13 protein-coding genes and 1 pseudogene are annotated in these 13,927 nt (G+C 63.9%); 3 read left to right on the forward strand and 11 right to left on the reverse strand.

The window, feature by feature from the left end:
* Positions 1-15: 15 nt before the first annotated feature.
* From M5G11_RS18325 to M5G11_RS18335, 3 genes are read right to left on the reverse strand one after another with little or no spacing between them, the layout of a single operon-like run.
* On the reverse strand, positions 16-483 hold the full coding sequence (locus M5G11_RS18325; protein WP_273912654.1) for a RidA family protein: 468 nt from the start codon (positions 481-483) through the stop codon (positions 16-18).
* 41 nt (positions 484-524) lie between these two features.
* On the reverse strand, positions 525-1,307 hold the full coding sequence (locus M5G11_RS18330) for a PhzF family phenazine biosynthesis protein (protein ID WP_273912655.1): 783 nt from the start codon (positions 1,305-1,307) through the stop codon (positions 525-527).
* A 9-nt stretch (positions 1,308-1,316) separates the two neighbouring features.
* Positions 1,317-1,994: a helix-turn-helix transcriptional regulator gene (locus tag M5G11_RS18335; protein WP_273912656.1), complete on the reverse strand. Its 678-nt coding sequence runs from the start codon at positions 1,992-1,994 to the stop codon at positions 1,317-1,319.
* A gap of 394 nt (positions 1,995-2,388) precedes the next feature.
* Here M5G11_RS18335 and M5G11_RS18340 point away from each other — a divergent pair.
* Both M5G11_RS18340 and M5G11_RS18345 read left to right on the forward strand, forming a co-directional pair.
* Positions 2,389-2,847: pseudogene (locus M5G11_RS18340) on the forward strand (MgtC/SapB family protein); the annotation flags it as partial.
* Positions 2,848-3,068: 221 nt separating this feature from the next.
* Positions 3,069-3,980, forward strand: a complete 912-nt coding sequence (locus M5G11_RS18345) for a LysR family transcriptional regulator (RefSeq protein WP_273912657.1) — start codon at positions 3,069-3,071, stop codon at positions 3,978-3,980.
* A gap of 32 nt (positions 3,981-4,012) precedes the next feature.
* Here the strand turns inward: M5G11_RS18345 and M5G11_RS18350 are convergent, their stop codons facing one another.
* From M5G11_RS18350 to M5G11_RS18385, 8 genes are all read right to left on the reverse strand, one after another.
* Positions 4,013-5,053 carry an ABC transporter substrate-binding protein gene (locus M5G11_RS18350; RefSeq protein WP_273912658.1) on the reverse strand — a complete coding sequence of 347 codons (1,041 nt, stop codon included), beginning with the start codon at positions 5,051-5,053 and terminating at the stop codon, positions 4,013-4,015.
* A gap of 55 nt (positions 5,054-5,108) precedes the next feature.
* Positions 5,109-6,491: an aspartate aminotransferase family protein gene (locus tag M5G11_RS18355; protein ID WP_273912659.1), complete on the reverse strand. Its 1,383-nt coding sequence runs from the start codon at positions 6,489-6,491 to the stop codon at positions 5,109-5,111.
* The gene (locus M5G11_RS18360; RefSeq protein WP_273912660.1) at positions 6,488-7,915 is read right to left on the reverse strand and encodes an APC family permease; all 1,428 of its coding nucleotides are present in this window, start codon (positions 7,913-7,915) and stop codon (positions 6,488-6,490) included. The genes M5G11_RS18355 and M5G11_RS18360 overlap by 4 nt, the downstream gene beginning before the upstream one ends.
* Before the next feature lie 131 nt (positions 7,916-8,046).
* Positions 8,047-9,540: an aldehyde dehydrogenase gene (locus M5G11_RS18365; RefSeq protein WP_273912661.1), complete on the reverse strand. Its 1,494-nt coding sequence runs from the start codon at positions 9,538-9,540 to the stop codon at positions 8,047-8,049.
* 19 nt (positions 9,541-9,559) lie between these two features.
* Positions 9,560-10,726 (reverse strand): acetylornithine deacetylase, encoded by a 1,167-nt coding sequence (argE, locus tag M5G11_RS18370; protein ID WP_273912662.1) that lies wholly within the window; start codon positions 10,724-10,726, stop codon positions 9,560-9,562.
* The gene (locus tag M5G11_RS18375) at positions 10,719-11,393 is read right to left on the reverse strand and encodes a DUF1028 domain-containing protein (RefSeq protein ID WP_273912663.1); all 675 of its coding nucleotides are present in this window, start codon (positions 11,391-11,393) and stop codon (positions 10,719-10,721) included. Before M5G11_RS18375 ends, argE begins: the two co-directional genes overlap by 8 nt.
* Positions 11,394-11,403: 10 nt before the next feature.
* Positions 11,404-11,814 carry a RidA family protein gene (locus M5G11_RS18380; protein ID WP_273912664.1) on the reverse strand — a complete coding sequence of 137 codons (411 nt, stop codon included), beginning with the start codon at positions 11,812-11,814 and terminating at the stop codon, positions 11,404-11,406.
* Complete coding sequence (locus tag M5G11_RS18385) at positions 11,814-13,133, reverse strand: flavin-containing monooxygenase (protein WP_273912665.1); 1,320 nt, start codon at positions 13,131-13,133, stop codon at positions 11,814-11,816. Before M5G11_RS18385 ends, M5G11_RS18380 begins: the two co-directional genes overlap by 1 nt.
* 193 nt (positions 13,134-13,326) lie before the next feature.
* Here M5G11_RS18385 and M5G11_RS18390 point away from each other — a divergent pair, with 193 nt between their 5' ends.
* Positions 13,327-13,854 carry a GNAT family N-acetyltransferase gene (locus M5G11_RS18390; protein ID WP_273912666.1) on the forward strand — a complete coding sequence of 176 codons (528 nt, stop codon included), beginning with the start codon at positions 13,327-13,329 and terminating at the stop codon, positions 13,852-13,854.
* The last annotated feature ends 73 nt before the right edge of the window (positions 13,855-13,927 follow it).

Here is a 13,927-nt window from a genome sequence, read left to right on the forward strand (position 1 = left end):
GGGGCGGGCTCCGGGTCAGGCCAATTCGACGATCAGTTCAATTTCGACACAGGCACCCAGCGGAATCTGGCTGGCACCGAACGCACTGCGCGCATGCTGGCCGCATTCACCGAACACTTCGCCGAACAGCTCCGAGCAGCCGTTGGCTACCAGGTGCTGTTCGGTGTAGTCCGCCGCGCTGTTGACCAGGCACATCATCTTGACCACCTTGCGCACGCGCTTGAGGTCACCGGTTGCCGCCTGCAAGGTGCCCAGCAGGTCGATGGCCACCGCACGCGCCGCCTGCTTGCCTGTGGCGGTGTCGACATTGCGGCCCAGTTGGCCGACCCAGGGTTTGCCCTGTTGCTTGGCAATATGCCCGGAAATGAACAGCAAGTTGCCGGTCTGAACCCAGGTCTGGTACGCCGCAGCAGGCGCTGCTGGGGCCTGAAGTTCGATCCCCAGTTGCGCGATTTTTTCGTAGAGGGAAGCGGAAGCCGTCATTGTTTCTCACCTTGTATGAATCGTTCGGGTATGAAAGTGCACTACAGGTAGAGCGTTCCGCGCAGGTACAGCGCCGCCTGGCCACTGATGATCACCCGGCCGTTGTCGCGCACTTCACAGCGCAACTGACCTTGTCGGGCCCCGCCCTGGCGAGCGTTGAGCAGGTTCTTGCCCAGGCGCTGCGACCAGTAGCGCGCCAACGAGGTATGCGCAGAACCGGTAACCGGGTCTTCGTTGACCCCCACCCGTGGGCCGAACCAGCGCGAGACGATGTCGTGCTCGACGCCCGGTGCGGATACGCAAATGCCGCGCACGTCGAACTGCGCCAGTGCCGCGATATCCGGCGTCAGCAAGTCGATCACCTGGGCGTCCCTGACGATGACGAAGAAGTCATCGGCGTAGTGCAGTGATTCGATATCGCACCCCAGCGCTGCGGCCAGTGCTGGCGGCACCTCGAGCGGCTGAGGGTTGCCGAGGGGGAAGTCCATGGCGAGCAACGCGCCATTGCGGCTGACTCGCAGCTCACCGCTGCGGGTAAAGAAGCGCAGGGTTTCGGCGGTTTCGCCCAGTTCGTTGAACAACACCCAGGCCGCCGCGAGCGTGGCATGCCCACACAGGTCGACTTCAACCGCCGGGGTGAACCAGCGCAGCCGGTAGCCCTCGCCTTCGCGAACGAAATAGGCGGTTTCCGACAGGTTGTTCTCTTCGGCGATGCGTTGCAGGGTGACGTCGTCCAGCCAGCTTTCGAGCGGGCAAACCGCTGCTGGGTTGCCGCCGAGCACGCGGTCGGTGAAGGCATCGACCTGATAGATAGGTAACTGCATGAAGGCTCCTCAGCCGTTGCGAATCGCTTCGAGGTAGTTGTAGATCGTGTAGCGGGTCACCCCCAGCGCGGCGGCGGCCTTCTCGACGGAACCCTTGACGATGAACAGGCCGCCGTCCTGCATCTGGCGCACCGCCTCGATTTTTTGTGCCTTGCCGAAGCGTTTGCCGCTGTGGCGGGCGTCCTGCAGGGCGTTGTCGATGATCTGCGCCATGAGTTGCTCCAAATCCGGCTGTTCGGCAGGCTCCGGCGCCGGCACCTGGGCAGTGGCCAGCAGTTGCTCAAGGCATGCCTGGGCAGCGGTGATGCCGCTCAGGTCGGTGTTGATGCACAAGCTGGCATAGGGCTCGCCCTGGGCGTCGCGAAAGACTGCCGTGGCGCTGCGCAGAGTTTTGCCATCGCGGCTGCGGGTCGGGTAGTTCTCGACAACCACCGGCTCACTGCTGCCTTTTTCGCGGGCGGCGTGCAGCACGGCATTGAAACCCAGGTCTTCCTGCGGGCCGGCGAGCACCGGGCTGCCCACCGAGCGGCCGCTGATATGGCCGTTGACGATGGCGATCACCGAGTGCTCCGGGCACGTCAGGTCATGCAGGATGATCTCGGTATTGCGGCCCAGCACACTGCCGAGCATCTGCACCGTGGCGCGCAGCACTCCCAGGACAAGCTGGCGTTCGGGTTGTTGAGGCATCTTGGACTCCAGTGGAATAGGCTCTGACAATATCAACGTACAGTTGAATATTCAACATTTGTGTTGAAATCTCCTGCCTGAACAAAGGCCAGAAATACCTTGACCCACCCCAGCCTCGGCGGTACTTTTCGCCCGCACTTTTGCATGCCTGCACAGGAGTCCTGCATTGGACAGTAGCCCTAGTCGATTGCGACAGGTTCATCCGGCGAGCTAGTCCAGCAGAACCCTTCTGCCACTGCCTCGCCGAACATGGCGGTCAGTGGTCTGGCGTCTCCCGCCCGGGAGCCTGCCCTCCTCTTTTCCTTCGTTTACCTGCGCAATCCATTCCCTGACGTTGAATCGCTGATGTTTATCGGCGTGATTGCCGGCGGCTTGCCGGAAACCGAGGTGTTACATGGATTGGAAAGTATTTCTGCTGCGCGCGGCGGTCGCGCTGCTGTTGGGGGCGCTGATTGGCGCTGAACGTCAACTGCGTCAACGCCTGACCGGGCTGCGTACCAATGCGCTGGTCAGTACCGGTGCCTGCCTGTTTGTGCTGATGACCCAAAGCGTGCCGGGCATGGCCGCCGATGCCTCGCGCATTGCCGCGTATGTGGTGTCGGGCATCGGCTTTCTCGGTGGCGGCGTGATCATGCGCGACGGCCTGAATGTACGCGGGCTGAACACTGCAGCCACCTTGTGGTGCACGGCGGCGATTGGCGTGCTATGCGCCATGGGGTTGTTGCTGGAGGCGAGCCTTGGCAGTTTGGTGGTGCTGTGCGCGAACATCTTGCTGCGTGATATTTCCCAGCGTTTGAACCAGCAGGAGGTGGTGCCGGCCAGCGAGGCCGAGCAACGCTATGAGGCAGGTGTTCGGGATGGGCGAGGAGTGAGCGGTGAACCTGATCGCCGGCAAGGCCGGCTCCCACAGAGGCCGCTGTGAAGCTGATCCTGTAGGAGCCGGCCTTGCCGGCGAATGCACAGCTGACACAGCAAAAATATGCCCAATGCCCAGCAAAATCCGCAGCAGTGACGGCCCCGGCCTGCCCTACCACGGAGTAAGGTAGGCAGAAAACAATCAGCCCGAGGTGAATTGTGGCGTCCTATACCCTGCGTCAGTTGAAGTACTTCGTCACCACTGTCGAATGCGGCAGCGTTGCCGAGGCTTCACGCAAGCTGTACATCGCCCAGCCATCCATTTCCACGGCAATCAAGGGGCTGGAAGACAGCTTCGGGGTACAGCTGTTCATTCGCCACCACGCCCAGGGCGTGTCACTGACCCCAGGTGGCGCGCGCTTCTACCGCAAGGCCCAGGAACTGCTGCGTATGGCCCGCGAGTTCGAGCAGAACGCCCTGGCGGACAATGATGTGGTGTGCGGGCAAATCGATATCGGCTGCTTTGAAACCGTCGCCCCGCTGTACCTGCCACGCCTGATCGCCGGGTTCCGCGAGCGTTTCCCCGGCGTTGAGATCCGCCTGCAGGATGGCGAGCAGCAGGAGCTGGTGCAGGGCCTGACCGGTGGGCGCTTCGACCTGGCGATCTTCTATCAGCATGACCTGGACGCCACCATCGCCACCGAACCGCTGATGGCACCGCAACGCCCGTATGCCTTGCTGCCCGCCGGGCATCGCTTTGCCGAGCAGGCGCAGGTGTCGCTGCGCGACCTGGCGCTGGAACCGATGATCTTGCTGGATGTGCAGCCAAGCCGGACCTACTTCGTGAGTATCTTCGAGGAACTGGGGCTGAGCCCGAACATTGTCTTCAGTTCGCCGTCGATCGAGATGGTGCGCGGCATGGTCGGGCAAGGCTTTGGCTTTGCGGTGCTGGTCACCCGGCCGCAGTCGACCATTACCTATGATGGCCAGCAGCTGGTGTGCGTGGAACTGGCAGAGGATGTGACAGGCTCGGCACTGGTGGCCGGCTGGTTGAAGCGTGCGCAGTTGACCAAGCCTGCGCAGCTGTTTATGGAGTATTGCAAGGAGCAGTTTGCTGCCTGGTTGGCTTGAGGGCCTCATCGCCGGCAAAGCCGGCGATGCTTTCAACGAGCAGCCCAGGCGTTGAAGCGCTGTTCCAGCTCCTCCCCATGGTCCACCCAGAATTCCGCATCCACCGCCCGCGCGCCGGCCAGGTTGGCTTCAGCCGTCGGCAACTGACGCTGCACATCTTCTGGCAACAATTTCAACGCTTCCTTGTGCACCGGCCCGTACGGAATGTTCTCCGAGAACACTTTCTGCGTCTGCGGTTGGCTGGCAAAGGCAATGAAGTCTTCGGCCAGCTTCTTGTTCGGCGTGCCCTTCACCACCGCCCAGTATTCCGGGTCGTAGAGGCTCTGCGGCCAGACAATGCTGAGCTTCATGCCTTCCTTCTGCGCCGAGGCAATCCGCCCGTTGTACGCCGCGCTCATTACCACATCGCCGGCCACCAGCCACTGCGCCGGCTGGGCACCCGCCTCCCACCACTGGATGTTCGGCTTGATCTGGTCGAGCTTGGCGAACGCCCGCGTCACACCCTGCGGCGTGCCCAGCACGGTGTACAGGTCGGCAGGCGCCACGCCATCGGCGAGCAAGGCGATCTCCAGCGTGTATTTCGCACCTTTGCGCAGCCCGCGCTTGCCCGGGTACTCGGCCACGTTCCAGAAATCCGCCCAGGACGTCGGCGCCTTGGCCACCTTGGCCTGGTCATAGGCCATGACCATCGACCAGACATAGGTCGCCACCCCGCACTCGCTCAGGGTGCCCGGGACAAACTGCGCCGGGTCGCCAAAGCGCGCCGGGTCCAGGCGCTCGAACAGGCCTTCGTCGCAGCCGCGCAGCAACTCGGGGCTTTCGACTTCGACCACGTCCCAGCTGGTATGCCCGACATCGACCATCGCCTTGATCTTCGACAACTCACCGTTGTATTCGCCAGCGACCACAGTCCCTGCACCACTGGCGTTGAAAGGTTGGAAGTAGGCCTTGTCCTGGGCCTGCTTGGTGGCACCGCCAAAGGAGATGACGGTGAGGTTCTGCGGCGCGGCCAGCACACCGGTGCTGAGCAGGGCCAGGGCGAACGGAACACAGCAACGCAAGGATCTGGACATGAAGCGGTTCCTCGAAAAGGCCGACACGCCCGCGCGCGCCGGCCATTATTAGGGCTTAAAGGCGACCGTATTCGCGGGCGGTGCGATCTACTGCAAGGCGGGTCTTGTCGACCAGTTCATCAATGTCGGCGTGGCTGGCGACCAGTGCCGGCGCCATGATCATTCGGCCCAGGGTGGAACGGATGATCAGGCCCTCTTCAAAACCGAAGGTGCGGCAGCGCCAGGCCATGTCGTTCTCGTTGGCAAAGCGCTTGCGCGTGGCCTTGTCTTCGGCAAACTGCAACGCCGCGACCAGGCCGGTGCCCTGTATCTCGCCAATCAGCGGGTGGTTGCCGAACACCTCCTGCAAGCAGCGGTGCAGGTACGGCCCGGTCTGCTGCTTGACCTGGGTGACGATGCCTTCGTCGCGCAGCCCCTTGAGGTTGGCAATGGCCACCGCCGCCGCGACCGGGTGCCCGGAGTAGGTCAGGCCGTGGGCAAAGACTCCGCCCTGCTCCACCAGCACTTCGGCCATCTTCTTCGACAGGATCAGCCCGCCCATGGGGATGTAGCCGCTGGTCAGGCCCTTGGCGATGGACAGGGTGTCCGGCTCGAAACCGAAGTGCTGGTGGGCGAACCACTCGCCGGTGCGCCCGAATCCGCCAATGACTTCATCGGCACACAGCAGCACGTCGTACTGGCGGCAGATGCGCTGGATTTCCGGCCAGTAGCTTTCTGGCGGGAAGATCATCCCGCCGGCGCCCTGGAACGGTTCGGCGACAAAGGCGGCGACGTTGTCGGCGCCCAGTTCGAGAATCTTCTCTTCCAGTTGGCGCGCCGCACGCAGGCCGAACTCGGCCGGGGTCAGGTCGCCTTCGTGGGCAAACCAGTACGGCTCGTCGATGTGCGCGACATCCGGGATCACCCCGCCCATCTCATGCATGAACTTCATCCCGCCCAGCGCCGTGGCGCCCAGGGTGGAGCCGTGGTAGCCGTTCCAGCGGCCGATCATGATCTTCTTCTGCGGCTTGCCGAGGATCTGCCAGTAGCGACGCACGGTACGGATCAGCACCTCGTTGGCTTCGGAGCCGGAGTTGGTGTAGATCGCGTGGCTGTAGTGCTTGGGCAGCAGGCTGAAGAGCAACTCGGACAGCTCGACCACCGCCGGGTGGGTGGTGTGGAAGAACATGTTGTAGTACGGCAATTCCTCCAACTGACGGCTGGCAGCTGCCGCCAGGTCCTTGCGGCCGTAACCGAGGTTGGTGCACCACAGGCCGGACATCCCGTCCAGGTAGCGCTTGCCGTCGTTGTCCCACAGGGCCAGGCCTTCGCCACGAACCATCACGCGCGGGCCTTCCTCGTTCAGGGCTTTCTGGTCGAGGAATGCATGGATATGGTGCGCGGCGTCCAGCTTCTGGTAGTCCGCGGTGCTGCGCTTGGCGTCGATCTTGGCGTTCATTGTTGTTCTCCTTGTTGGATGACGGTTTCCAGCGGCTCGGGCCGGAACAGCGGTTTGCCCATCACGCACTTGATCCAGACCACGGCGATGAGCGAGACAATGGCCAGCACCGCACCGGCGCTGGCGAAGATCGGAACGGTCATCTCCGGGCTGGGCGAGACGTTCCAGATGGCAAAGAGCATGCCGGCGATGCCGAATACCTGCGGCAGCGGGTAGAACGGCGTACGAAACGGTCGCTTCACCTGCGGGTAGCGCCGGCGCAAGGCGATCACGTTGATGTGGGTGATGATGTAGGCCAGCAGCCAGGCCAGGGCGGCGGCCAGCAGCAGGCGGTTGATCGCGTCAGGGTTGTCGTGCATCAGCAGCAGCGGCAGGCCGGTGACGGCGGAAACGAACAACACCGCCACCCACGGGGCTTTGCTGCGCTTGCCCTGCAACTTGAGCACGCCGAAAGCCTGGCCATTCAGCGCCATGCCCTGGAGCATCCGCGGGATGGCGGCAAGCGAGCTGTTGAGGGTGCTGCAAGTCGCGGTGATCGCGGCGGTAACCAGGAACACCTGGCCGGCCTCGCCGAACACGGTAGTGGCGAACAGGTAGTGCGGCAGGCCGTTGCTGGCCAGCTCCGCTTGCGGCACGGTGAGCAAGGCGCCCAGGCAGTACAGGGCGATGATCACGAAGATGACTGTCAGGCCGAGCATCATCGAAGCCGGGATATTGCGTTCCGGGCGGCGGGTTTCTTCCACCAGCGGGCAGACGAACTCGGCGCCGACAAAGCCCCACACCGCCATCGCCGTCAGGGCAATCACCCCCAGGCCCAGTGGGTTCCAGCTGGTGCTGCTGGTAACCAGCTCGGCAATGCTGCCACTGCTTTCGGCCGTCACTGCACCGAGCCCCATCACCAGCAACATCACCGTCATCACCAGGGCCAGCACGGTTTGCAGGCGGGCGAAGATGTCGATGTTGAACAGGTTGAGGATGGTGAACAGGGCCAGTACGCCGAAGGCCACGCTCAGTGGCGGCATCGAGTGCGGGTAGACCTTGTCGATGATGAACTCCATCAGCAGCAGTTCTGCCGACAGGGCGAACATGGCCACCACCACGTAGCCGGAGAAGGTCGCAAGAATGGCCGGAAACTGGCCAATGGCGACTTCGGTGTAGCTGCTCAGGCTGCCGGCCCGCGGGATCATCAGTGCCAGTTCAGAAAACGAACAGGCGTAGCTCAGGGCCAGCAGCCAGGCCAGCGCCAGGGGCACGATAAAACCCATGCCGGCGATGCCGGCGCCTTGCAGCATCAGGACCATCACGCCCTGGGAAACCACCAGGCCAACGGCCACCGCCAACAGGGCGCTGAGGCCCAGGCGCTTGCGCGGTGGCGCGAGTACGGATGTTGCGTGTTGCAGCGGCACGCTCGGATTGCTGTCCATCGGTTGCTCCGTCTTTGTTGTTTTTAGTAAGAACAGATCGATTGGCCTGATCGCCGAGGCCCGGCGTCCCAGGAGCAGTGCCCGGTGAGACACCTACCCTGTGGGAGCCGGCCTTGCCGGCGATGAGGCCCTCAGCCGCGCAACTGAATCCAAATAGTCTTGAGCTGCGTGTACTTGTCGAACGAATGCAGCGACAGGTCGCGACCAAAACCGGACTGCTTGCCACCGCCGAACGGCACCGTCACATCCAGCGCATCAACGGTATTGACCGACACTGTCCCGGCGTTCAGCCGCCGGGCCACGCGGTGCGCGCGGTTCAGGTCGTCGGTCCATACCGACGCCGCCAGCCCGTAGATATGGTCGTTGGCCAGGGCCACCGCCTGGTCCTCGGTATCGAACGCGGTCACCGCCAGCACCGGCCCGAACACTTCTTCGCGGGCAAGAGTCATGTCCGGGGTGACGCCGCTGAAGATGGTCGGCTCGATATAGTTGCTCGAGCCTTCAAAGCTCAGTTGTCGACCACCACAGACCAGCCGCGCACCCTCCCCTCGGGCTTGCTCGATGTAGCCCATGACCCGCTGGGTTTGCTGCGCATCGACCATCGCCCCGGCGCGGCTCGACGGCTGCAGCGGGTTGCCCGGCTGCCACTGGCGCGCCTTCTCGATCAGCCGATCGATGAATTCATCATGGATTTCACGCTGCACCAGCAGGCGCGAATTGGCCGAGCACACTTCGCCCTGGTTGAAGAAGATCCCGAACGCGGCTTTTTCCGCCGCCAGGTCGAGGTCCTGGCAATCGGCGAACACCAGGTTGGCGCTCTTGCCGCCGCACTCCAGCCAGACCTGCTTGAGGTTCGACTGCGCCGCGTACTGCATGAAGTATTTGCCCACTTCGGTGGAGCCGGTGAACACCAGCGCATCGACGTCCATGTGCAGGCCCAGCGCGCGACCGGCCTGCTCGCCCAGGCCCGGCACCACGTTCAGCACCCCAGCCGGAATGCCGGCTTCCAGTGCCAGTTCGGCCAGGCGCAAGGCCGAGAACGGCGACTGTTCTGCGGGTTTGAGCACTACGCTGTTGCCGGCGGCCAAGGCCGGGGCGAGTTTCCAGGCGGCCATGTCCAGCGGGAAGTTCCACGGCACCACCGCGCCGATTACGCCCAAAGGCACCCGGGTGATGGTGGCGAAGGCATTGCTTGGCGTGGGCGCGACCTGGTCGTAGAGCTTGTCGAGGCTCTCGCCGTACCAGGCAAACACATGCGCCGCGCCCGGCACGTCGATGTTCCAGGCATCCATCACCGGCTTGCCCATGCTCAGCGAGTCGAGCAAGGCCAGCTCTTCACGGTTGGCCAGCATCAGCTGCGACAAGCGCAGCAAGGCGGCCTTGCGTTCAGCCGGCGCCATGCGCGCCCAGGGGCCATGCTCGAATGCCCGGCGGGCGCTGGCCACCGCGCGGTTGACGTCGGCCTCGCCACAGGCGGCGACCTGGGCCAGCAAACGGTTGTTGCCCGGGTTGATCACGTCGAGCCGCGCGCCGTTTTGCGCGTGGCACGCTTCACCGTCGATCAACGCGGTATCGATCAGGCGCTGGTTGTGCGCCAAGGTGGTCCAGCCATTGAAATCGATCACCGCAGACTCCTTGTTGTTATCAGTGTGTGGATTCGCTGAGGTAGGCCGCCAGGCGGTCCATCAAACGGTCGCAAGCGGCCATTTGCGCGACGCTGACGAATTCATCCGGTTTGTGCCCCTGGTCCATGCTGCCCGGGCCGCAGACCACTGCCGGGATACCGGCCTGGTCGAACAGCCCGCCCTCGGTGCCGAAGGCGACCGTGCTGAAATCGTCGCTGCCGCACAGCTGTGCGATCAGTTGCGCGGCTGCGCTTTCGGGGGCAGTGACCAGGCCCGGATAGGCTGAAATCGGCTCGAAACGGATCGAGGTGTCCGCCTTGACCGCCTGCATGGCGGGCAGCAGGCTCTGTTCGGCATAGGCTTGCAGTTCGTCGACCACCGCCTGCGGGGCAAAGGCCGGCAAGGCCCGCACTTCAAAGTCGAAACGGCAGTTTTCCGGGACGATGTTCAACGCCGTGCCGCCCTGGATCACCCCCACCTGCACCGTGGAAAATGCCGGGTCAAAACGTGGGTCGTGATGCGCGGGCTCTGCCAGGCGCTGGCCGATTTCGCCTAGCCGGCCGATCAGTCGCGCCGCCTGCTCGATGGCATTCACGCCATAGGGCGCATAGGCCGAATGGCACGGCGCACCGTGCACATGGCAACGCATCGCCAGCTTGCCCTTGTGACCCAGTACCGGCTTGAGCTCGGTCGGCTCGCCGATCAGGCACAGCGCCGGCTGCGCGATGCGCTGCGGGAGTACTTCGAGCAGGCTGCGCACGCCCAGGCAGCCCACTTCTTCGTCATAAGAGAAGGCCAGGTGCACCGGCCGACGCAGCGGGCTGGCCAAGAACACCGGCACCGCCGCCAGCACCGAGGCCAGGTAGCCCTTCATGTCGGCAGCGCCTCGGCCGAACAGCTTGCCGTCGTGTTCGCTGAGGGCGAACGGTTCGACGGTCCAGGCCTGGCCGTCCACCGGCACCACGTCGGTATGCCCCGACAGCACCACACCGCCCGGCACGGCCGGGCCAATGCTGGCCAGCAGGTTGGCCTTGCTGCGCTCGGCGTTGTAGATGAGCTCGCAGCTCACACCCAGGCCTTGCAGGTAGTCGCGCACGAACTCGATCAGGGCCAGGTTCGAATCACGGCTGACCGTGGCGAAGCCGATCAGCTTCGCCAACAAGGCGCGGCTGCGCAGCTCACTCATCGCCCGGCACTCCGTAGCTTGGCGCCAGGGTCGGGTTCAGCGCGCGGGTCAGGTAGTCCTGCATCTGGGGCGCGTAGGCGTCCCAGAGCTTTTGCAGCTCGCCGATGGGGTTGTCATCGGCCCAGTCCACGCGCAGGTCGACAATCGGCCAAACCAGCTCGCCGACCACCGACAATGCCGCCGAATGCACCGCCCCGGCTTCACCGCCCGCCGCCTGCCCCGCTTGCAGCGCGCTCAGCAAGCGCGCCGCCAGGCAGCCTTCGCTGTGTTCGAAGGCCTCGACCATGCGTTCGATCACTGCACGGTCAGACAACAGGTTGCCGGCCGCGACGCATTGATCCCCGGCCACTGCGTTGTGCGTGCCCAACGCATGGTTGCCGCTGAACACTGCCGTGCGCCCCTGGGCATCCACTACCGCCACCTGGCGGTACTGGCTGTAGCCGTTGCGGGTCAGGGCCTTGTCCAGGGCCTGGTGCGGCGCCAGGCCGCTGTCCAGGCCATCGAGCACCTCGGGGCCCAAGGCCGGCAAGGTGATGTTCTGGCTGGCAACCGCACCAACACCGGCGCGCAGCCAGGGGCAACGCGCACCGACGGCGATGCTTGAAGAACTGATGGCGATGCCCAGCTGGCCGGTTTCGGCGCAGCGGCCGACGATGGAAAACGTCATGGCAAACTCCTTATTCGGGGATGACCGCGATCACGTCGATTTCCATCAGCCACTGCGGCTGGCCCAAGGCGCTGACCACCAGCCCGGTGGAAATCGGGAACACGCCCTTGAGCCACTTGCCGACCTCCTGGTACACCGGCTCGCGGTAGCGCGGGTCGATCAGGTAGGTGGTGGTCTTGACGATATGGCTGAGGTCGCTGCCGGCCTCTTCAAGCAGCTGCTTGACGTTGCGCATGGCCTGTTCGGCTTGTGCGCGCGGGTCGCCCAGGCCTACCAACTGGCCGTCGAAGTCGGTGCCGACCTGGCCGCGCACATACACCGTGTTGCCGGCACGCACGGCCTGGCACAGGTCGTTGTCCAGGCTCTGGTTCGGGTAGGTTTCCTTGGTGTTGAACATGCGGATGCGGGTATGAGTAGGCATTAACGGGCTCCCATCAGGCTGACGTTTTGAAGGTGCGTATCGGCGCTTTCGGCCTGGCGTTGCGAGGCGTCGCGATAGTCGAAGTAGGTGCGTTGCTTAACGATGTGGTCGGCAATGTGCTTGGCGTCATGCCACACGCCCCAGATAAAGGCCGAGCCGCGACGGGCCAGCCATGGCAGGCCGACAAAGTAGATCCCCGGCTCGCTGGAAACGCCGCGCTGGTGCTGCGGCTTGCCGTCGGCCTTGAAGGCGTCGACTTTCAGCCAGCTGTAGTCGGTCGAGTAGCCGGTAGCCCAGATGATCGTGGTCACCCCGGCCTTGGCCAGGTCCAGTTCCAGCAGTGGGTTGCTCAGGCACTCGGGGTCTGCCAGCAGCTCGCGGGCTTGCGGCTCTTCGGGCAGGTCGAGGCCGTTGCGGGTGATGTATTCGTCGGAGGCATCGAGCAGCGCCAGGTAGTTTTCGTCACCTCGGGCGATGTTTTCGGCCAGGTTGCTTGCGAAACTGACCACGCCGTTGTTGAAGGCCTTGGTCAGGCCGACCAGCGTCATGCCCTGGTGCGCCAGGCGGCGAAAATCGACGGTATGCCCGCCGCGTGCGCCGCTGACGGCAATGGTGACGTGCTCTTTGCCGGGCTGCACGCCTTCGGCATCCCACAGGCCGAGCACGCCCAGCCACCAGCAGAAGTCGCGATTGCGATAGGCTCGTGGTGGGCGGTCGTGGGCGCCGACCGATAGGTAGACCTGTTTGCCGGCACGTTGCAGTTCATCGGCGATCTGCACGCCGGAAGAGCCGGCACCGACCACCAGCACGGCACCTTCGGCCAGTTGCTGCGGGTTGTAGTACTGCGCGGAGTGGATCTGGGTGATTGCGCCGTCTTGCGGGGCAATTGCGGGGATCAGTGCCCGTTGGAACGGGCCGGTGGCGACCACCACGTTCCTGGCCTCGATCACGCCGTCGGAGGTGTGCACGGTAAAGCCTGGGCGGCCGGCATTGCGTTCAACGCGGCTGACATCGACGCCGGTGCGGATTGGTGCATTGAACTTGCGCGCATAGGCCTCGAAGTAATCGGCGACCTGGTCCTTGTGGGCGAAGGCGTCGGGGTCGAGGCCGTCGAATTCCAGGCCTGGGAAGCGGTCATGCCAGGCCGGGCCGTTGGCCACCAGGGAGTCCCAGCGCCCGGTGCGCCAGGCTTCGGCAATGCGCTTGCGTTCAAGGACCAGGTGCGGCACGCCGAGTCGGCTCAAGTGTTCGCTGGTGGCTACCCCGGCTTGGCCGGCGCCTACAACGAGCGTATCGATTTGAATTGTTTTAACGGTCATAGCGGCAGTTCCACTCTTGAGGCCGTGGGTGGGTGTAGGCCGCATTCTGTGGAAAGCCGGGGAATCGCGAAATTATGATTTTTGTGGTTGCTAAGCAGTAAAAAACTGGTGGGCCTTAGGGGCCCGGCGTAGAGCTTGTGCTACGCGTTGGCTTTGCCCAGACTGAGGTTTCACTGTTTGCAGAGCCTTGATCATGAAGCCTGACTTTCGCCTAGCGCGCCCTCAGGAAGCGGGCCAGCTTCCGTCCATCGAACAATCGGCCGCCCAGGCGTTTCTGGGCATCAAGGGCCTGGCCTGGATTGCCGAGCATGGGGTGCTGAGCGCTGCCGATCACCTGGCGTTCATCGCCGAAGGGCTGGATTGGCTGGTGGTAGATGAGCAGGACATGCCGCTGGGGTTTCTGTGTGCCTGCGTTCAGGGCGATGCGCTGCATATCGAGGAATTGGCGGTTGATCACGCGTATCAGGGCCAGGGGCTGGGCCGTCGGTTGATTGCCCATGTGCGTGATTGGGCGCAGGGCCAGGGATTTACCGCGTTGACGCTGACGACCTTTGTCGAGGTGCCATGGAATGCGCCGTTCTATACACGGCTGGGGTTTGTCGCGTTGGATGATGGGCAGATGAGTGATTTTCTGCGCCGGCAGCTGGTGTATGAGCATTCGCGCGGTTTGCAGGGCCGCTGTGCAATGCGGCAGATGCTGGGTGAGGCATTATTTTTGTAGCCGCGCCTCACGGTAGCGGCTATGTGGGAGCTGGCGTTGCCAGCGATCGGCTGGGTACCAGCCGCCAGCAATG

Origin of the sequence: Pseudomonas fontis (assembly GCF_028656955.1) — a bacterium.
In the GTDB taxonomy this organism is placed as follows: Bacteria; Pseudomonadota; Gammaproteobacteria; order Pseudomonadales; family Pseudomonadaceae; genus Aquipseudomonas; species Aquipseudomonas fontis.